The organism is Rhizobium sp. PDO1-076 (genome assembly GCF_000247475.1).
In the GTDB taxonomy this organism is placed as follows: Bacteria; Pseudomonadota; Alphaproteobacteria; order Rhizobiales; family Rhizobiaceae; genus Allorhizobium.
The window spans coordinates 1-19,549 of the sequence record NZ_AHZC01000099.1 but is presented as its reverse complement, the minus strand read 5'-3'; the positions used below and the strand labels follow the sequence as shown (position 1 = coordinate 19,549).

Below are 19,549 nucleotides of genomic sequence, written 5' to 3'. Positions count from 1 at the left end.
CGGCACGAACGAGACATCGTCATGCCGTGCTCCGCTCTTGCCTGGCAGCCGGACATCATAGCCGGCGGCCATCTCTTTGCAGGCTTCGAAAGGCATTCGTGATGGCCCATGACCACATCCTCCTTGATGCGACCGTGCGCAGCGTCGCAGCTGCCGCACCGGATGCGGACCGCGAAAACCGGTTTCCCTGGGAGGGTATCCGCGCCGTGCATGCGGCGGGACTGCTCGAAAGCACGGTCGCAACCCGCTTTGGCGGCCAGGGCGCCTCGCTTTACGACGCGGCCCAGATCCTTGCCTCGATTGGACGCGGAGACCCGTCGGTCGCGCTGATCAGTGCCATGACACTGTTCAATCATCTGGGCCAGGCAGCGCGCAACCACTGGCCGGAAGCGCTCTATGCGCGCCTCCTTGACGAAGCCAAGCAGCGCCCGCTGCTGCTCAACGCCGCACGTGTCGAACCAGAACTGGGGTCGCCAGCGCGCGGCGGCCTGCCGGCGACGCGTGCCCGCCGCACGCCAAGCGGCTGGTCGATCAGCGGTCGCAAGCGCTTCGTCACCGGCGCTCGCGGTCTCACCCATTTTCTCGTCTGGGCACATACGGATGAAACGCCCACCCGTGTCGGCACCTTTGTCGTGCCTGCAGGAACGCCGGGCATCCATATCATCGAGAACTGGAACAGCCTCGGCATGCGTGCCTCCGGCTCCCATGACGTCGAATTCACCGATGTCGTTGTGCCACTGGACGATGTGCTCGACCTGACCGGTACCGACGCAGCCCCACAGGACAATCGGGGCCACGCGTCGATCACCCTCGCGCTGACCGCAATCTATGTGGGCGTGGCCGAAGCCGCGCAAGCGGCTTTCAACGCCTTCGCCCATGAGCGTGTGCCGACCAATCTCGGCTACCCGATTGCCAAGACCGAACGCCTGATCACACTGTCCGGCGAGATCGACCTACTGGTCGGAAGCGCCCGCCAGATCATCTTTGATGCGCTGCATCACGGCCTGGGCGATGCCGAACGGCTGATCAGGGCGCGCCTGGTCGCCGGCCGGCAGCTACGCGACGCGGTGCAACTGGCCGTGCGCGGCATCGGTAATCCCGGCCTCAATGTCGATGTCGGGCTGGAGCGCCACTACCGCGACATACAGGCGGTGCTCGTGCATGCCCCGCAGGAGGATACCGCTATTTCCATTCTCGGCCGTTCCGCCTTCGATCACTGGGCCCGGGAAACCGCCACAGAGCGGGAACCCTCATCCATCCTCAAGACGGCCTGAAGCAGTGCTGCAGAGCCCTCAGGCTTTCCCTCTCCCACCTTGTCCGAGACAATCCTCATGACACGCTACATCATCATCGGCGCAGGTGCGGTCGGCGCAAGCCTCGCGGCCGAATTCGAATACCGGGGCATCCCTTACGCGCTCGTCGGTCGCGGCGCACAACTCGCCCATATCGTCAGCGAAGGGCTGACCTATCGCCGACCAGGCGGAACCCGCGTCGTGAGGTTGAACGCCTTCGACACGGCCAATCCACCAGCGCTCTTGCCTGACGACATCCTGTTGCTGACAGTCAAAAGCCAGGACGTCGAAACGGCTACACAATTTTGGGCCTCGCGGGAACTCCAAGGCTCGGGACTGGCCGCAGATCTGCCCCTGGTAACATTCCAGAACGGCCTGGCCGCGGAAGACCTGGCGCTGCGGCGATTCTCCCGCGTCTATGCAGCCAGCATCATGGTCCCGGCCCGCTTCACCGAGATCGGCGAAGTCGTCGTTGCGGGCGAGCCGCAGCTTGGCATTGTCACGCTCGGCCGCTATCCGCAGGGACTGGATGATACTGCACAGCGGATCGCGGTCGACCTGGCCGCCGCCGGTTATCTCGTCGAAACCCGACACGACATCCGCCGCTGGAAGGCCGCGAAGCTGGAGCACAACGTCACCAACGCGGTCGAACTTTTCAAGGGAACGGACGAGGCCCGCGCAAAGGCAGCCCAAGCCCTTGCCACCGAAGCCAGGCAAGTTCTGTTGGCGGCCGGCTACGATCCGGCGGCACGCTCGGAACGAACCATCGACATTTCGGATTGGCGCATAGCCGAAGACAGCGGTATCGAACGGGGCCAGCAATCCACCTGGCAAAGCTTCACACGCGGCACGTCGAGCGAGGTGGATTACCTCAACGGCGAAATCGTCAGGCTCGCCCGCCTGCATGGAGTCGATGCGCCCCTGAACACGGCGATCCAGCAAGCGGCGGCCAGGCTGGCGCGTGATGGCGGAAAGCCCGGTATGATCGACATCGGCGACATCCTCAGGCACATCTGATCCACGATTATCCCACCTGCACGCGGTCCAGTCTTCGTCACCGACGGCCGCCAAATTTCGGAAACACAAGAGCAAACCATGGCAGTCCCCATATCGGAGCAAATCCTCACGGTCGCAGGATCTCTCTTCTACAAGGAAGGTATCCGTGCCGTCGGCATCGACCGGATCATCGAGGAAGCCAGCGTCGCCAAGGCGACGCTGTACCGGCATTTTCCCTCAAAGGATCATCTGGTTGCCGCTTATCTTTTGCAACGACATGAGAGGGTTCTCGCCTCGCTCGAGGACGTCGAGCAATCGAAGGACGCGCCGCGAGAGCAGATCGCCACCATCTTCCAACGACTGTTCGAAAAGGCAGAGAGCCCCGAGTTTCGCGGCTGCGCATTCGCGCTCGCCGTTGCCGAACATGGCGACTCTGAGCGGGTCGTCACGGTCGCACGCAGGCACAAGCAGGCCGTCCTCGACATCTTCCGCAAGATCCTGTCGCACCCCCAGGGGGCGCCTGCGGAAACCGCACGACACCTCACGCTCCTTTACGAAGGGGCGCTCGCCACGATCGCCGTCAGCCGCGACGCCAATGCCGCCCTGATCGCTCGTGATTGCGCCCTGACCGTCTTCGACAACGCCCAGAGAACCTGACCATGACCAAATCAATCGACTATTTCTTCAGCGTAGGCTCGCCCTGGGCCTATATCGGCTTCGATGCCTTCCTCGATCTTGCCGCCCGCCACAAGGCGGAGGTGCGCCCGCACATCATTCAGCTGATCGAGGAAAACGGGGCAATCTACTCCCGCAACCGCCCCGATGCGCGCCGTGCCTACTGGCTCCGCGACCTCGCCCGCTGGGCGGCGCTCCGCAACAAGCCGCTGGCGCTCGAAAATCGCGCGGGTCTATCCGATCCAAGCCCTGCCGGTCGGCTGGTGGTTGCCGCGCAGATCGACGGTCTCGACTGGAGCAGCCTGACCAAGGCTTTGCAGGCAGCCCTGTGGGGTCGGGCCGAAGATATCGGCAAAGCTGATCTCCGTACGGCAATCGTCACAAAAGCCGGGTTCGATGCCGAGGCCCTCGAAGACCGCATCGGGGATGCCGATGTGCAGGCCGTGCTCGACGCCAATTTCCAGCGCGCCAAAGAGGCCGGCGTCTTCGGCATCCCGACCTTCCGCTACGAGGGCGAACTCTATTGGGGCCAGGATAGCCTGCCATTCCTGGAGCGCCATTTGGCCGGCGAACCGATCCTCGCCTGACATCGCCATGATACACATTATTTCGGAGGCAGACGCATGACCGCCTTGCCAAACTCTGTCACCGACACCTTGCTGGAGCGCTTTGGCGACCGCTTCTCGCAGGCGCTCGCCTTACGCCAGCAGCATGGACAGGGTGAATCCTATCATGCCGCAGCCCTCCCGGATGCCGTCGTCTTCGCCGAAACGACCGAGGAGGTCTCGGTGATCGTACGGCTTTGCGCGGCACACCAGGTGCCGGTCATAGCCTTCGGCGCTGGCACCTCGCTCGAAGGCCATTTGTCGGCGGTGCGTGGCGGCATCTCGATCGACCTTTCCCGCATGGAAAAGGTCCTGCGGGTGAGCGCCGAGGACCTCGACTGCACGGTCGAGGCTGGCGTCACGCGTGAACAGTTGAACACCTGGCTGCGCGATCATGGTCTTTTCTTTCCCATTGATCCCGGCGCCAATGCCACGCTCGGCGGCATGGCGTCGACCCGGGCCTCGGGCACGAATGCCGTCCGTTATGGGACGATGCGGGAGAATGTCCTGTCGTTGAAGGTGGTGCTGCCCAGTGGCCAGATCATCCAGACCGGCGGCCGGGCGCGCAAATCCTCCGCCGGTTACGACCTGACGCGGCTGTTCGTTGGCGCAGAAGGCACGCTCGGCATTATCACCGAGGTGACCCTGCGCCTGCACGGCATCCCAGAAACAACGGCGGCGGCCCTCTGCTCCTTCCCCACCATCGACCGGGCAATAGACACGGCAATTGCAGTCATCCAGCTCGGCATCCCCGTTGCCCGCATGGAATTCATGGATCGCGGTCTGATCGCTGCGGTCAATCGCTATGCCGGGCTGTCTTTGAAGGTCGAAGACACCCTCGCCTTCGAATTCCACGGCTCACCCGCCTATACCCGCGAGCAGATCGATCAGGTCGCGGCGCTCGCGGCAGACAACGGTGGCCAGGACTTCGACTGGGCAACCTCACCCGAAGAGCGCAACCGGCTGTGGAAGGCGCGCCACAACGCCTTTTATGCCGTCGTCTCGCAGCGTCCGAACGCCCGAGGCTGGTCGTCCGATGTCTGCGTGCCGGTCTCGGCGCTTGGCGAATGCATTCTCTTCACCCGCGAACTGCTGGTCGATTGCCCCGTACCCGCCGCCATTCTCGGCCATGTTGGCGACGGGAACTACCACGTGGTTTTCGCCATTGATCCTGACAATCCTGACGAACTGGCCAAGGTCGCCGCGATCAACAAGAAGATGGTGGAGAAGGCGCTGCAGCTCGGCGGCACCTCGACCGGTGAACACGGTATCGGCACCGGCAAGATCGACTATCTGCGCCAAGAACACGGCGATGCCGTCGACCTGATGCAGGTGATCAAGCAAGCGATCGATCCGCTCGACATCATGAATCCAGGCAAGATCCTGCCCGCCTGACCAAGGCAGGGCTCAGACAACTGGCACGCTCTGGACGGGCCGACACGGGACTTGACGCGCATTGCCGAGAAAAACACGAGCAGAAATCGCGTGACACCGACGGCTTCCGGCCGCACTCCTTCCATTGTGGCTGGTTCTCGGCACGCATGCACGACAGGCAAGTTGCGGTCAAACCGAACCCTGACGACCCGCCCCCGATCGTATCATCGCCGACTTTCCGGCAGACTCAGACACAGTGCAAGGGTGAACCATGGTATGATCCGCAAGGCTGGCTGGCGGACCGTGTCCCGACGACCTGCCGACCGCGGAACGCCGCTCGGCAACGCGGACCGAGACCTGGACGCGGTGCACTCGTCCAGCGGCGCTCGCACCTAGCATGCAATACTAAACCTATAGGAAATATTGACAAAGGAGCAGGGCAGCAGCATTTTTCGGTGCAGGTCGCGCCGACTGTGCTGGAGGCAGGCCCGTTTTCTCGGCAAGCAATCCAGGTTTGGAAGCAGGAGAGCAGCTGAAATGACAAGAGTGAAGCCCGGTAGTCAGGTGTCCCCTCCTCCTTTCGGTTTAAAAATATTGCTTTATCTTACGACGTCTGCATGGCGTCCATCAGAAGCGCTAAGTCCCCATCTAGCGCTCTGGATAGCGGATATGGCGCAAAGGGGATGGATGATACGCCTCGCTACGCCCAGAAACTATTTTCTCTGGCAACGAGTCCGGAACAGGAACTGCGGAAAAGTTGCTGTGGTTGTACTGGCACACCCAGTGCAGGGATTGACGGTGGCCGAGTTGCACGTCCTTTTTGCCACCGATCTGTTTAACGCGCAGCGGGACCACACGCGAGACGACCCACGGTCTCCACAATGTCACATGGATGCCCTGGATGACCTTTGCCGAGGAATTGTTACCGGAATGACTGGACTGGCGATTGTCTCCAGAGCACATATCTTCGCGGCAGCGCAAAGGAAGCTCGTCGAAGCTTTGCCGGGTTACTAAGGTTGGCAGATATTGCATTGCTCGGGCCAACACATATTGGGCTGGCTGGACGGTAGTCCCAACGATGACCGCCGACACTACCTCCGTCCAAATCAATCTGAGTATGTCGCAACATAGAACGGGTTTTCGCCCATATGGATGGATGGGTTTTCTCCCATCCGGATCAGTCCTGGATCCTCGTTTCTATCCAACAGGATGTATCGTTTGGGGTCGCCGAGTGGAAGAGACGAAATTATGATTTCGTCATCGGATAGAACCTTGCAAACCATACGCCGGACAATTTCCTCAACCTGGGGTTCTGTAAGCTCGCCGGGAAGCTCCCATTGACAAACTTCAATACTGCCTTCGTTCTTGACCAACGTCCATTTCGCCATGCGTCGCTCCTGTTTTCTCAGCTCTTTAAGTCCTGAAGTGAAGATTGGTTTCACGCGGAGTGCGACGCGATGATCCAGAGCTGATCCATTTTGATATTGATCATATGTATCACCACTGAGAAAATGGCATCTTCCTGTGAGAGCCTCTCACAATGTCCGCCGAACCACCAGTTCCCCCATCCATTCTGATACCCGCTATGCCGCCGAAATACGGAAGTCGTGCCCATCTGGTCGGGCAAATCACCGTTGTGAAGGCAAAGTGAAGCTAGACAATCTCAATAATCTACTTAATATATAGATATTGATTGATGGAGGAAGATCATGCTGCGCATCACCATGCCCGATCCACAGCAGTCCAGGTCGCGCCATTCAGCACAGACGCGGGTAGCGATTATCGGCGGTGGATACACTGGCGCTATCATTGCGTTTCATCTCGCGAATCGCAGCCATGAGAGCGTCGATCAAATCGCGATTTTTGAACCGAGGGCTAGCCTTGGCGCTGGCCTTGCGTACTCAACCGATGACGCCAGCCTTAGACTTAACGTTGCGGCGCATCGCATGCGCGCGGTACCTGGAGACCCTGGAGCGTTTTCGTCCTGGCTTGAGGCAACGGGTCGCCTCTCTATTGATGTCGCATCAATCACCAGCGGCGGCACGTTTGCCAGACGCCGTGACTTTGGTGCGTTCATGGACAGCCTGCTCCAGCCTAAAGTTGAAACTGGGCAAATCCGCCATGTTCGTGAGCAGCTTGTTCGACTGGATCGCAAATCAAACGAATGGATCCTGACAGGTGACAAGGGAACGGTCGTTACCGCCGATGTGGTTGTCATTGCGACCGGACATGCACCCTCAAAAATTCCCGATCAGGTTCCCGCACGACTCGTGGGAACGAAACGTTGTATCGGGGCGGCAGAAATTGCTGAAAGCCAAATCGATGCGAACGAGCACGTCCTGATCGTCGGCGCCGGACTGACATCGCTTGACGCTTTAGCGTCGCTCAGATCAAGACACCATAAGGGCCAAATATCGATACTGTCACGTACCGGTCTTTTGCCGCGCAAGCAGGCAGGTGGCGATTTCACTCCCTTTGGTGATTTTGATCTCGAAAGGCCGACGGCCCGAGAGGTGCTAAAGCGAATCCGTCACTTGGTCCAGCAAGTGACGGACCAGGGAATGCCGTGGCAGAGTGTCATGGATGCACTGCGGCACCAGGGGCAGCCGCTATGGATGCGTATGCAGGCATCAGAGCAGGCGCGTGTCCTGCGCCACCTACGCCGATGGTACGAAGTGCATCGGTTTCGGATGCCTCCGCAGATAGAAGCGCTCCTGAGGGAAGAAAATAATCTGCCGACTCTGTCATTTATAACCGGCCATCTTAAATCAGTGCGGATGCCTGAGGACAAAATCTGCGTGGAAATAAAAGGCGCGAAGCCCTCCGCCGTGCAGAAGCTCCAGGTTGATCGCATTGTCGTGGCGACAGGTCCAGACCAGAAGAATGTCCTGGACTACCAGGGTTTCTTGAAAGACCTGGCAACCAGCGGCACCCTCCAGCCCGATTCACTTGGTCTCGGCATCGCATGTGACAAGCACTGCCGCGCCATATCACGTGGTGGAAGGCCTCAGGCATCACTGATGATTGCAGGCCCTCTCACACGCGGTACGTTTGGGGAAATCACCGGTGTTCCCGAGATAGCGGCTCAGGCCACGTGTATCGTCGAGACTATTCTTAGAACCACAGTGCGCCCCGTTCGCATCATCGAAATTAGCACACATGATTGATGTGAAATTGCCGGAACATACAAAGATCAACCAGCCGGTCGGATGGAATCTGAGTCGACCACCGACGACGACACAGGCTTGGAGCGCAACCTCGATCTCGAGGTGATGGGCTTCACCGCTGCGGGAAATGTCGATGCAGCAGCGGTGTCGAGGACGGCCAGTTGAGCCCAAGATGTCCGCGTATCTGTCTCGTCGGCGAGTCTGTCCTTTTCAGCCGGGGGCTGCTGCCGCATTGCCCCGCCCCTTCTGCCATCCTCGGCCATGTCGGCGATAGAAATTATAACCTTGTCTTTGCAATCGATCAGGGCAAAGGCGAGTAACTGGCCAAGGTCGCCGCGATCAAAAAGAAGATGGCGCAAGAGGCCTTGTCGCTCCGCGAAATCTCGACCGCGAGCATGGCATCGGAACTAGATCGATGATCGGCACGAGGAGTTTGCGAGCTGTGGAATTGATGATGGTGATCAATCACGCCATCGATTCAATCGACATCATGACACCGGGCAAGATCATCATGCCCACCTGAAACATACAGGGTCCAGACAGGCCACTCGCTCTTGTCGACCCGATCCGGGATGGACGCATTTGGCAGGAAACGACACGACAAGAGAAGAGCGAGACACCGACGGCTTCAGGCCGCACTCCTCCCATTGGGGGGTGTTTTCGGCACGGATGGTCGACGGCCGCCTCGAGGTCAAACCGCACCCTGACGACCCAGACCCCAACCAGATCATCGACAACTTTCCGGCAGCACTCAGGCACCGGGCGAGGATCACCCATCCGATGGTCCGCAAGGGCTGGCTGGAAAACGGCCCAGGTCCGGACCAGATGCGTGGACGCGACGAGTTTGTTTCAGTGTCTTGGGAGACGGCGCTGGACCTGCTGGCGGCGGAACTTCGCCGCGTCCGCGACGTCGCTGGCCCCGGCGGCATCTTCGGCGGTTCCTATGGATGGGCGAGTGCCGGTCGTTTTCACCATGCCCAGAGCCAGATCCATCGTTTTCTGACTATCGCCTGCGGCGGCTATGTAGGCTCGGTCACGAGCTATTCCTCCGGTGCCTCACAAGTACTGATCCCGCACATCATGGGTGATTATGAAGGGCTGACGAAGCGCAACGTAACCTGGGAGCAAGTCGCTGAACACACCGACATCGTACTCGCCTTCGGCGGCATGGCGCTGAAAAATGCCATGGTCGCCGGCGGTGGCGTCAGCCGGCATGTCGAGCGGGGTGCAATGCAACAAGCGGCCGATCGAGGCTGCGAATTCGTCCTCGCCAGCCCCTTGCGCGCGGATCTCCCGGACGAAGTCGGCGCGACATGGCTGCCTTGCGTGCCCGGCAGCGACACGGCACTGATGATGGCGCTTGTCCATACGCTTGTTGTCGAGGAAAGACACGACCGCGCCTTCCTCGATCGCTACACCACGGGCTGGCCGATCTTCGAGCGTTATCTGCTGGGAGAAACGGATGGGCTGCCGAAGGATGCTGAATGGGCCGCTCCGATCACCGGAATCGCAGCCGCGGATATCGTGTCACTCGCCAGACGCCTTGCTGGAAAACGCTCACTGATGGTCGTCGCCCACGCGCTTCAACGCGCAGAACATGGCGAACAGCCCGTCTGGATGGGCATGGTGCTCAGTGCCGCCCTCGGCCAGATCGGCTTGCCCGGCGGCGGTTATGCCTATGCGCTCGGCGCCATCGCCTATTACGGGCGTCGCACCAACGACGTGCCAATCCCGACCTTTCCGCAGTGCCGGAACCCAATCCGCGACTACATCCCGGTCGCACGCATCGCCGACATGCTTCTCCATCCGGGAGAGACCTATCGCTTCAACGGCGAAACCCGGACCTACCCGACAATCAAGTTGGTCTACTGGGCCGGCGGAAACCCCTTCCATCATCATCAGGACCTCAACCGCCTGCGCCAGGCCCTTGCGAAACTCGATACAATGGTCGTCCATGAAAGTGCCTGGACAGCAACCGCCCGCCATGCCGACATCGTTTTGCCCGCGACCATGACGCTGGAGCGGCAAGACATCGGCGCCAGTTCAAACGATCCGCTGCTGATCCCCATGCATGCCGTCGCCAACCCACACGGGCAGGCACGAGACGACTACGCGATCTTCGCCGACCTCAGCGAACGTCTCGGCGCGGGCCAAGCCTTCACCGAGGGCCGCACAGTCCGCGAATGGCTCGTCCATCTCTACGAACCAACCCGGCAGGCACTTGCCGAAAACGGCCTGCCTGCCCCGAACTTCGATGCCTTCTTTGAAAGCGAGGGGCTCGTCCTGCCGCAGAAGCCGGATGACGGCGGCTATTTGCGCGCCTTCCGCGAAGCTCCAGACACCCATCCGCTGACAACACCGAGCGGCCGGCTCGAGATCTATTCACAGACAATCGCCAGCTTCGGCGAAGCCGATTGCCCGGGCCATCCAACCTGGCTCGGCCAGCCTTATGTGCCGAGTGCCGAGACGCCCTATGTCCTAATCTCCAACCAGCCGCGCACCCGGCTTCACAGCCAGCTCGATTTCGGCGACCACAGCGCGGCGGCCAAGCATCATGGACGGGAAGTCCTCACCATGAACCCGCAGGATGCGGCAAAAGACGGGATCTCCGAAGGCGACATCTTGAAGCTTTCGAACGCCCGCGGCGCCTGCCTCGCCACCGTCCGCCTCTCCGAGGGCATCCGGGGAGGCGTCGTGCAACTGCCGACCGGCGCGTGGTATGATCCGGAAGATCCCCGCGAGGAAAAACCGCTCTGCGTGCACGGCAATCCGAATGTGCTCACCCGCGACATCGGCACATCCGCCTTGGCGCAGGGTTGCACCGGCCAATTGACAACGGTCAGGATCGAACGCTTCAATAATCCCCTGCCAAAGTTGCGGGCATTTGAACCGCCGGAGGAATTCCTCACACCCTCTGAGCGCTAGGAAATAGTCACCCATCCTGTCAATACCACCGAATGGTACGAACCTGAGCGTGCAACGTCACGGTTGAACGCTTTGAATGAATCGGAGCCACCGGCACAGAATCGAGATGAAAGAAGTGCGATCTCGACAATCCTTGCCCTCTTGTGGGCGCACCATTTCCAACGCCGGTTTGCCTCCGGCGAGCTCGACACGGTGCACAAGCGCAAGAAGCTCCTGGTGGCATACGCGGGAGAGCATTGTAGACCGCTTAAATTTGGTCATGTCGGATCCCTCGCCGCTCCATAGAGCTTCATGACCAGGTCGCGGTTGACGATAACGCGAACCGGATAACCCGGCCGGATCGTCAGCGTTGGCTGAACGTTGAGCTGGCGACGAACGATCTGCTGGCCGATGTCGGAGGCGCTGTCCTGAGCGCTCTCTCGAATGGCGCGGGCAATGTCGCTTTCGTCGTCGGAAGATAATTCCGTGCCGATCCCAAGCAGTGTCGAAAGTGCTGCGGCCTTCAAGAGTTGCCCCCAATGATGATCGACTTCATCCTCGAGCCCGGAGAACCCTTGCGTATCCGCACCTTGCAGACGCTCCAGCACGATGGATGAGCCGTCCGGCATGATGAGTCTGTTCCAGACCAGCAGCACGCGTGACTGCCCAAAGGCAACCTGGCTGTCGTACTGGCCGATCAGACGCGCGCCTTGTGGAATGAGCAGATGCGAGCCAGTCGGGCTGTCGTAGACATGCTCAGTCACCTGCGCCGTGATCTGGCCAGGCAGATCGGATTTGATGCCGGTAATCAGGGCCGCCGGAATGACTGTACCCGCCTGCACGACATAGGGAGACACCTTCTCCTGCACCCGGTCGCCACTGACGGTGCGCCGGTCAGTCTCGCCGTTGAGAAAGGCGAGCTTGCGGTCCTGCATGTTCTGCGCGGACCCGCCGTCCAGCGGCGGCGTCTCGGACACAATGGGCATGCCGGTGGCGGGATCGACGGCAGTCGTGGGTGCACTTGCCGATGCGATTGTCTGGCCTCCCATCGCTCGCTCCCCACGACTGTCGGTGAACAGCTTTGCTAGGCGGGCAGCTTCGATCTCGGCAAGACGGCGTTGTTCTTCTGGACCGACACGCGGCGTCTGGACGCTGGGTGTTACGATAGGCTTTCCTGCCTCCTGCGCTCGCAGGATCGGCCGGCCGAGGTCCCCCGGTAGCGCCGGGCCCAGTTTCGGAATGTTGGTGTAGTCTCTCGGCAGGCTGGCCAGGCCATCGGCCGGCGTCGTGTTGTCGGTGTTGTAGAGTTCCGTCGCTGTCTGGTTGCCGCGCCGGTTCGTATCGAGCGCCCAGAACAGCGCCGCCGCAATGGCGATACTGGCCACGCCGCCAAGACCGATCAGCACCTTGCGTGACAGGCGCGTGACGCGCTGTGGTTCGGGCCGCAAGCGCAGTTCAGCCTTGAGGCCCATATCCGATGAGTTTGCAGACCCCGTCATCGGCTGCGCTCCGAGGAGAACAGTGTGGTCCGCTTCGCCACTGTTCGACCATCGGTGCGGACGATCCGAACACGCTTTGCGCTGTCCCCGTCGCCAAGCCGCAATTCGGCCGCAGCAAACAGCCGATCGACGACATAATAGTTCTGACGGGCGCGGTAGTTGACCAGCTCGGAATTGCCGGAGGGTCCGATGACGAACAGCGGCGGCATTTCGCCCTGCCCGATGCCGGAGGGAAATTCGATGTAGACTTTTGCGCCATCGTCAAAGGCACGCATCGGCCGCCAGGGTGCTGGATCGCCTTCGATGCGGTACCGGAAGTTCAGCTTCGAGATGTCGATGCCGGTGGCAACGGCTTGTGTCTCTGCCGCCCTCACATTCTGCCGTCGCAGTGCGATCAACTGGTCCTGCGGATATTGCCATGAGACCGATGCCATGTAGGTCGAAGGGGTGGACCGCAGTTCCAGATGGTAGGTCCGCCGGTCGGTATTGATGACCAGATTGGTCTGAAGATCGGGGCGCGTCGGCTTCACCAGGATATGTACTTGCTTTGAAGCTGCCGTACCGCTTTCAGTATCGCCGATGATCCAGCGCACGGTGTCACCGGCCGCCACCGGACCGGAGCCGACCAGTTGCTCGCCGGGCTGAAGGGCGATATCCGTCACCTGTCCCGGCGCCGCATAAACCTGGTAGAGCGCGCCAGCCGAAAAGGGATAGACCTGCACGGCGTTGATAAAGCCATCACGAACCGGCTGGATGCGGGCAGCTTCGTTAGCCAGCGAGATCCGAGTCTTCGGATCGACAGCCTCCGTCTTAGCCTTCTCCCCATTGATTGGCTTCAACTGGCCGGGCAGCGGCAGGGGCTTCGGCAGTTCGACCACCTTCACCGGACCGACCGGATCGGCAGTCAGCACGGCGGGCGCCGCATCGTCGTAGTCGATCTCCGGCGGGATGTATTTTTTCGCACAGCCGGCAAGTGCCGAGGCGGATAGTAGCGTTGCCAGCAGCAGTGATGCACTTTTCCTGCATACCTCCTTCATTGCGAAAGCTCCTTCGACCAGTTGATTGCGTTGACATAGACACCGAGTGGATTGGCGCGCAGCTTTTCAGCGGTGCGCGGTGTCTGGATCACGACGGTCAGGATGGCAGTCCAGCGTTCGGTGGCCGAAAGCTGGCCATTCTCGAACTGCCGTTCGGTCCAGGCGATGCGGAAACTGTCTGGTGATGCCCGGATGACGCTGGAGATCTCAACGGCGATCTGGTTCTTGCCGACCTTCGTGAACGGATCGTTGGCACGCGCATAATCGTTCAGCGCAATCGCCCCGCGATCGGTGGTGTATTCGTAGGCGCGAAGCCAGTTCTGCCGCACGATCACGGGATCGGCCGGAATACTGCGAACCTGCTCGATGAAACGGGCGAGATGCCAAGCAATCTGCGGATCAGTCGGCCGATAGTCGGTCACCGCCGAGGCAACGGCCTGCGCCTCCCCGAACTTATTGACCTGCACCACCCATGGCACCACGGTCCCACGTGTCGACTGCCAGACCAGGGCGGACGCAAAACCGCCAGCCAGAAACAGAGAACTGAAGGCCATCACCCGCCAGTTTTTCGCCTGCACGCGAGCGGAGCCTATGCGCTCGTCCCAGACCTGCGCTGCCTTCTGGTAGGGGGTTTCGGGTTCCGGGGTGCGTGCGTAGCGCACGGAAGGTCGCCTAAAAATGGTCATCAACGGTCATCCTGATTGAGAGAGACGGACATGGAGCCGCCGCTGTGATCGGCGGAGCGGACCGTATGGGCAGCCGTGCTGACACCGTGACTGACGGTGCTGCTCCGCTTCATGCGCTGCGCCCAATCGGGCGGCGTCGAGAGCGAAACGTCGGAGCCGGACACATCAGCGCGACTTGGAGACCACGAACCGGCAAAGGAGGGATCGTTGGCGGCATCTGACATGCCGACGCCGACCTCGTTCTTGCCACCTGTCGCCTTCCATGCGCCGGCCTGTCCGGAGCGATAGCTGGAGCTCATGGATTGGGATGCGCCGGAGACCATGGCCCTGCCCTTGTACATGGCGAGACCTGCGGCTGCTTTTGCGACACTGGCAAAACCGGCAGCTCCACCGCCAGTCCCTGTTGATCCCACGGTTGCGTCACCAAGACCGTAGGCGGTCCTGGCACCGCCCACGAGAGTTGCCCCACCCCTCGCCGCCCCGCCGAAAACACTTGTTGCAGCTCCCAGTCCAGCCCTGGCACCCATATAGCCGGCGGCCCCGAGACCGGCCGCGGCAAGACCGGTTCCGACGGCGGCACCGGCGCCGAGTTGCGGAGCGCCGGACACCAGGCCCGAGGCGATACCGGGACCGAAGATTGACAGGCCCATCAGCGAAAGAGCGCCGAGTACCAGCGACAGCGCCTCGGTGATGGTCGGCTGTTGGGAAAAGCCGGACGTGAACTCGTCGAACAATCCGGAGCCGATGCCGACGATCACGGCCAGCACCAGTATCTTGACGCCGGAGGCGACGATGTTTCCAAGCACCTTTTCGGCAAGGAAGGAGGTTTTATTGAACAGTGCGAAGGGGATCAGGACGAAGCCTGCGAGCGTCGTCAGCTTGAACTCGATCAGCGTGACAAAGATCTGAATGGCGAGGATGAAAAAGGCGACGAGAACGATGACCCAGGCGACCATCAGCACGAAGATCTGCACGAAATTCTCGAAGAAGGCGATGTAGCCCATCAACTCGCCGGCGGCCTGAAGTATGGGATTGCCGGCATCGATGCCCACCTGCGCGACGCGGCCGGGCTGCAACAGTTCCGAAGCAGAGAGGCTTGAGCCGCCGGCCTTGAGTCCGAGCCCGGAAAAGCTTTCGAAGACGATTCCGGCGAGCCGGTTGAAGTTGCCGATGATGAAGGCAAAGAAGCCGATATAGAGGGTCTTCTTCACAAGCCGCTGCAGCACATCCTCATCCGCGCCCCATGCCCAGAATAGACCGGCGAGAACGATATCGATGACGATCAGGGTCGAGGTGAGAAAGGCGACTTCGCCGCCGAGCAGGCCGAAGCCGCTATCAATATAAGCAGTGAAGGTCTCGAGAAAACGGTCGATGATGCCGGTATTGTTCATGGCGACGGCACCTCGCCGGTCTTTGGCGCGACCGGTCGATCGGTTGCGAAGAACCGGCGGCGATTTTCCGCCCAGGCCTTGCGGCAGGCAGCGTCAACGGCCGCGGCCATGCCAAGGTCGCGGCAGCGCGCGAGCCAAGTGTTGACGGGCTCGCCGCCCGGACGCCCGATACTGGAGCCTTTTGCATCGTTTGCGTCTTCTTCTTGCAGGGCCACGATTGTGGCGGTCAGCCCTGCACCAAGTGCGAAGACGGCAAGCATCCGGGCGGCGATCTTCAGGTCCATTGTCTCCACCCTCTTCAATCGTGGAACATACGGACGCTGGACGGACTGTAGGCCGAGCCGGTCATGAAGCGGCCGAACTGAGCGCGAGCCTGCTCCTGTGCTGCCGCAGCCCTCGCCTGTTCCAGCGCACTGGCCCTGCCCTGTGCAGCCAGCATGGCGGTCAGATCAGCGAGCTGTTTCGCCTGCACGGCCATGAGCTGATTGCCGGCCTGGGTCGCCTGCAGCACGCCGACCGCCGACTGGCTGGCATCGACCAGTTCGCTGGTCTGCGCCTGCGTGCCTTCGATGTTGTCGACAGCCACGGCTCCCGCCTTCAACGAATGCTCGAAAGCGGATACCGATTGCTGCCAGCGCTGTTGCGCGGCGGATGCAAGCTGAGAGGCCGACCGATCGCCAGCCGCGAAATCACGATAAGTGGCGTTAAATTGCTCTTCGATATTCTGGACCTCATAGGCAAGCTGGTCTGCTTCCCCGAGCAGGTCTTTCATCTCGGAAAAATTCCCCTCGATCTGCGAGAGCATCGAGGTCGGAAGGCTGGTGAGGTTCTTCGCCTGATTAATCAGCATCTGCGCTTCGTTCTGAAGCGACGTGATCTGGTTCTGGATCTGCTCCAGCGCCCTGGCAGCCGATAGCAGGTTCTGGCTGTAGTTCGTCGGATCGTAGACGATCAGCGCCGATGCGGGTGAGGACGCCAGTGTGACACCAAGGACGCTGGTTGCAAGGGCACGGCGCCAGCGAACGCCCAGGGATAAATGCTTCATGGGGCAATCTCCTCTTCGGGTGACAGGGGGATGGAGGCCGGACCGCTCGTCCTTTCGACCGACTGATCGATGACGTTGGTGAGGTCGGGAACAAGATCTGCGGCCCAACGCAGGCTGCTGGCCTCAAGCCAGGCTTCAAGGAAGTAAGGGCGCGCGCCATCGCGGATCAGCGCGTCGATCAGCGCATGGTCGGCCTTGGTCGATGCGGCGCAAAGCGTCAGTGCTACGGATCCAAGGCCAAGTTCGAACAGCCGATTTCCTCTGCGGCTCTGGCAGTAATAGTCCCGTTTCGGGGTCGCCCTTGCGATGATCTCGATCTGGCGGGCATTGAGCCCAAATCGTTCGTAGATAGAGGTTATCTGCGGCTCTATAGCCCGCTCGTTGGCGAGGAAGATGCGTGTCGGGCAGCTTTCGACGATGGCGGGCGCGATCGGCGAGGCCTCGATGTCGGCGAGCGACTGTGAGGAGAAGACAACGCTGACATTCTTCTTGCGCAGCGTCTTCAGCCATTCCTTGATTTTCTGGGCGAAGCCGCCGTCATCAAGTGCCCGCCAGCCTTCGTCGATGATCAGCAGGCTCGGCCGTCCGTCGAAGCGGGATTCGATCCGGTGGAACAGGTAGGAGAGAACGGCGGGTGCTGCTCCCGTGCCGATAAGTCCTTCGGTCTCGAACGCCTGCACCTGTGCGTCGCCAAGCCATTCCATTTCTGCATCGAGCAGGCGACCGTATGGGCCACCGATGCAGTAAGGCCGCAAAGCCTGCTTGAGCGCCGATGATTGCAACAGCACCGTCAGGCCGGTGATGGTCCGCTCCCCGATCGGCGCGGAAGCCAGGGACGTCAGTGCCGTCCAGAGATGTTCCTTGATATCAGGCGTGATGGTCACGCCCTCGCGGATCAGGATATCGACGAGCCAGTCGGCGGCCCAGGCCCGTTCCGGCGTATCACGGATCCCGGCAAGCGGCTGGAGTGACACGGTGTCGATAGGCGATGCATCGTCGGAGAGTGAACCGCCCAAATCCTGCCAGTCGCCATTCATGGCGAGCGTTGCGGCGCGTATGCTCCCGCCGAAGTCGAAGGCGAAAACCTGGGAGCGGAGATAGCGGCGGAACTGCAGGGCCATCATCGCCAGCAGCACGGATTTCCCGGCGCCGGTCGGACCGACGATCATGGTGTGGCCGACATCGCCGACATGCAGCGAAAACCGGAACGGCGTCGATCCCTCGGTGCGCGCATAAAACAGCGGCGGCGCGTCGAAATGTTCGTCCTTAGCCGGTCCCGCCCAGACTGCGGACAGCGGGATCATGTGGGCGAGGTTCAGCGTCGAGATCGGCGGCTGGCGGACATTGGCATAGGTCTGGCCGGGAATGCTGCCGAGCCATGCCTCGATGGCATTGACGCTTTCGATGATTGCCGTGAAATCCCGTGACTGGATGACTTTTTCCGTCAGCCGCAGTTTCTCGTCGGCAATCGCCGGATCGGTGTCCCAGACGGTGACCGTGGCAGTGACATAGGCTTCCCCGACCTGGTCGGAGCCGAGATCCTGCAGAGCTGCATCCGCATCGGCCGCCTTGTTGGCGGCATCGCTATCGACCAACACCGATTGCTCGTTGGTGAGCACTTCCTTCAGGATCGCGGCAATGGATTTGCGTTTGGCGAACCACTGCCGCCTGATCTTCGCAACGAGCCGGGTCGCGTCGGTTTTGTCGAGCATAATCGCCCGGGTGCTCCACCGATAGGGAAAGGCAAGCCGGTTGAGATCGTCGAAGATGCCAGGAAAGGTGACCGTCGGAAACCCGATCACCGTCAGCGTCCGCAGATGGAAATCGCCAAGCCTCGGCTCCAGGCCGCCGGCCAAAGGCTGATCGGCCAGCAGCGCGTCAAGGTAGACAGGTGTTTCCGGAACACGAACACGATGGCGTTTGGTGGAAATGGTCGAATGCAGATAGGTGAGCGTCTCTGCATCATCCAGCCATCCGGCTTCGGGCACGAAGCCTTCCACGAGATGGAGGATACGATCCGTTCTGTCGACGAAACTGTTCAGCAGTTCCCATGGATCGACGCCGCCTTTCTCCCGCCCCTCGTAAAGCCAGCTCTCGATCCGCGAGGCTTCTTCGGCGGGTGGCAGCCACACGAAGCTCAGGAAATAGCTGCTCTCGTAGAGAAGGCCGGATTCCTCGAATTGTTCGCGCCGCTCTATGTCGAGAAGCGCAGATGCCGAATCCGGAAACAGGCTTTCTGGATAGTCGGTGGCGGGGTTTCTCTGAGCTTCGACGAAGACCGCCCAGCCGGAGCCGAGGCGACGCAGCGCGTTGTTGAGCCGCGCTGTGGTGCCGACCAGCTCGGCCGGCGTGGCGCTGTCGAGATCGGGTCCGCGAAACCGGGCGGTGCGCTGGAACGAGCCGTCCTTGTTGAGGACAACGCCCGGGGCGACCAGCGCCGCCCATGGCAGGAAGTCGGCCAGCTGTGAGGAGCGTTTGCGGTATTCGGCAAGGTTCATCATCTGCAAACCCTCACACGCCCATGTGCGCCGGATAGCGCAGGTGCCTGCGCCCGACATCGACGAATTGGGCATCGCGTTTGGCTGCCCAGACGGCCACGAAATGGCCGATGGCCCAGATCACCAGCCCGGCGATCCAGAGGCGAAGGCCGAGGCTGACGGCAGCAGCAAGCGTGCCGTTGGCAATGGCCACGGCACGGGGAGCGCCGCCGAGCAGAATCGGCTCGGCGAGCGACCGATGCACGGTGGCGAAGAAACCACGCACCTCGTCTTCCTGCTGAAAACCGCCGACCATCAGACCAGTGCTCCGCCGCCGAAGGAAAAGAACGACAGGAAGAAGGAACTGGCCGCAAATGCGATGCTCAACCCGAAGACGATCT

General features: G+C 61.1%; 17 protein-coding genes and 1 pseudogene. 8 read left to right on the top strand and 10 right to left on the bottom strand.

Annotated elements, in window-relative coordinates; genetic code table 11:
• Positions 1–101: 101 nt before the first annotated feature.
• The 5 genes from PDO_RS07440 (at position 102) to PDO_RS07420 (ending at position 4,963) form a co-directional block, all read left to right on the top strand.
• The gene (locus PDO_RS07440; RefSeq protein WP_007599898.1) at positions 102–1,274 is read left to right on the top strand and encodes an acyl-CoA dehydrogenase family protein; all 1,173 of its coding nucleotides are present in this window, start codon (positions 102–104) and stop codon (positions 1,272–1,274) included.
• Positions 1,275–1,331: 57 nt separating this feature from the next.
• Positions 1,332–2,309, top strand: a complete 978-nt coding sequence (locus tag PDO_RS07435) for a ketopantoate reductase family protein (protein ID WP_007599896.1) — start codon at positions 1,332–1,334, stop codon at positions 2,307–2,309.
• Between the two features lie 78 nt (positions 2,310–2,387).
• Positions 2,388–2,945, top strand: coding sequence for a TetR/AcrR family transcriptional regulator (locus tag PDO_RS07430; RefSeq protein WP_007599894.1), 558 nt, complete (start codon positions 2,388–2,390; stop codon positions 2,943–2,945).
• A 2-nt stretch (positions 2,946–2,947) separates the two neighbouring features.
• Complete coding sequence (locus tag PDO_RS07425) at positions 2,948–3,550, top strand: 2-hydroxychromene-2-carboxylate isomerase (protein ID WP_007599891.1); 603 nt, start codon at positions 2,948–2,950, stop codon at positions 3,548–3,550.
• Positions 3,551–3,586: 36 nt separating this feature from the next.
• Positions 3,587–4,963, top strand: a complete 1,377-nt coding sequence (locus tag PDO_RS07420; protein WP_007599889.1) for an FAD-binding oxidoreductase — start codon at positions 3,587–3,589, stop codon at positions 4,961–4,963.
• Positions 4,964–6,048: 1,085 nt separating this feature from the next.
• On the opposite strand, the gene PDO_RS07410 is transcribed toward PDO_RS07420, so the two are convergent.
• The gene (locus PDO_RS07410; protein WP_007599882.1) at positions 6,049–6,330 is read right to left on the bottom strand and encodes a hypothetical protein; all 282 of its coding nucleotides are present in this window, start codon (positions 6,328–6,330) and stop codon (positions 6,049–6,051) included.
• Between the two features lie 321 nt (positions 6,331–6,651).
• Here PDO_RS07410 and PDO_RS07405 point away from each other — a divergent pair, with 321 nt between their 5' ends.
• From PDO_RS07405 to PDO_RS07400, 3 genes are all read left to right on the top strand, one after another.
• Positions 6,652–8,109: an FAD/NAD(P)-binding protein gene (locus PDO_RS07405; RefSeq protein WP_007599881.1), complete on the top strand. Its 1,458-nt coding sequence runs from the start codon at positions 6,652–6,654 to the stop codon at positions 8,107–8,109.
• Between the two features lie 42 nt (positions 8,110–8,151).
• On the top strand, positions 8,152–8,274 hold the full coding sequence (locus PDO_RS29250) for a hypothetical protein (protein ID WP_280113363.1): 123 nt from the start codon (positions 8,152–8,154) through the stop codon (positions 8,272–8,274).
• 417 nt (positions 8,275–8,691) lie between these two features.
• Complete coding sequence (locus tag PDO_RS07400; protein ID WP_037072927.1) at positions 8,692–11,034, top strand: molybdopterin guanine dinucleotide-containing S/N-oxide reductase; 2,343 nt, start codon at positions 8,692–8,694, stop codon at positions 11,032–11,034.
• Between the two features lie 257 nt (positions 11,035–11,291).
• On the opposite strand, the gene PDO_RS07395 is transcribed toward PDO_RS07400, so the two are convergent.
• The 9 genes and pseudogenes from PDO_RS07395 to PDO_RS07355 form a co-directional block, all read right to left on the bottom strand.
• Complete coding sequence (locus PDO_RS07395) at positions 11,292–12,512, bottom strand: TraB/TrbI/VirB10 family type IV secretion system protein (RefSeq protein ID WP_007599875.1); 1,221 nt, start codon at positions 12,510–12,512, stop codon at positions 11,292–11,294.
• Positions 12,509–13,549 carry a P-type conjugative transfer protein TrbG gene (trbG, locus tag PDO_RS07390; RefSeq protein ID WP_007599874.1) on the bottom strand — a complete coding sequence of 347 codons (1,041 nt, stop codon included), beginning with the start codon at positions 13,547–13,549 and terminating at the stop codon, positions 12,509–12,511. The genes PDO_RS07395 and trbG overlap by 4 nt, the downstream gene beginning before the upstream one ends.
• Positions 13,546–14,235, bottom strand: coding sequence for a conjugal transfer protein TrbF (gene trbF / locus PDO_RS07385; protein WP_007599873.1), 690 nt, complete (start codon positions 14,233–14,235; stop codon positions 13,546–13,548). Before trbF ends, trbG begins: the two co-directional genes overlap by 4 nt.
• Positions 14,235–15,626 carry a P-type conjugative transfer protein TrbL gene (trbL, locus tag PDO_RS07380; protein WP_007599872.1) on the bottom strand — a complete coding sequence of 464 codons (1,392 nt, stop codon included), beginning with the start codon at positions 15,624–15,626 and terminating at the stop codon, positions 14,235–14,237. The genes trbF and trbL overlap by 1 nt, the downstream gene beginning before the upstream one ends.
• Positions 15,623–15,910, bottom strand: a complete 288-nt coding sequence (gene trbK-alt / locus PDO_RS07375) for a putative entry exclusion protein TrbK-alt (protein WP_007599871.1) — start codon at positions 15,908–15,910, stop codon at positions 15,623–15,625. Before trbK-alt ends, trbL begins: the two co-directional genes overlap by 4 nt.
• Positions 15,911–15,924: 14 nt before the next feature.
• Positions 15,925–16,671 carry a P-type conjugative transfer protein TrbJ gene (trbJ, locus tag PDO_RS07370; RefSeq protein ID WP_007599870.1) on the bottom strand — a complete coding sequence of 249 codons (747 nt, stop codon included), beginning with the start codon at positions 16,669–16,671 and terminating at the stop codon, positions 15,925–15,927.
• Positions 16,668–19,172: a conjugal transfer protein TrbE gene (gene trbE, locus PDO_RS07365; RefSeq protein ID WP_007599869.1), complete on the bottom strand. Its 2,505-nt coding sequence runs from the start codon at positions 19,170–19,172 to the stop codon at positions 16,668–16,670. Before trbE ends, trbJ begins: the two co-directional genes overlap by 4 nt.
• A 10-nt stretch (positions 19,173–19,182) precedes the next feature.
• Positions 19,183–19,464, bottom strand: a complete 282-nt coding sequence (locus PDO_RS07360) for a VirB3 family type IV secretion system protein (protein ID WP_007599868.1) — start codon at positions 19,462–19,464, stop codon at positions 19,183–19,185.
• Positions 19,464–19,549: pseudogene (locus PDO_RS07355) on the bottom strand (TrbC/VirB2 family protein); the annotation flags it as partial. The pseudogene PDO_RS07355 and the gene PDO_RS07360, both read right to left, overlap by 1 nt.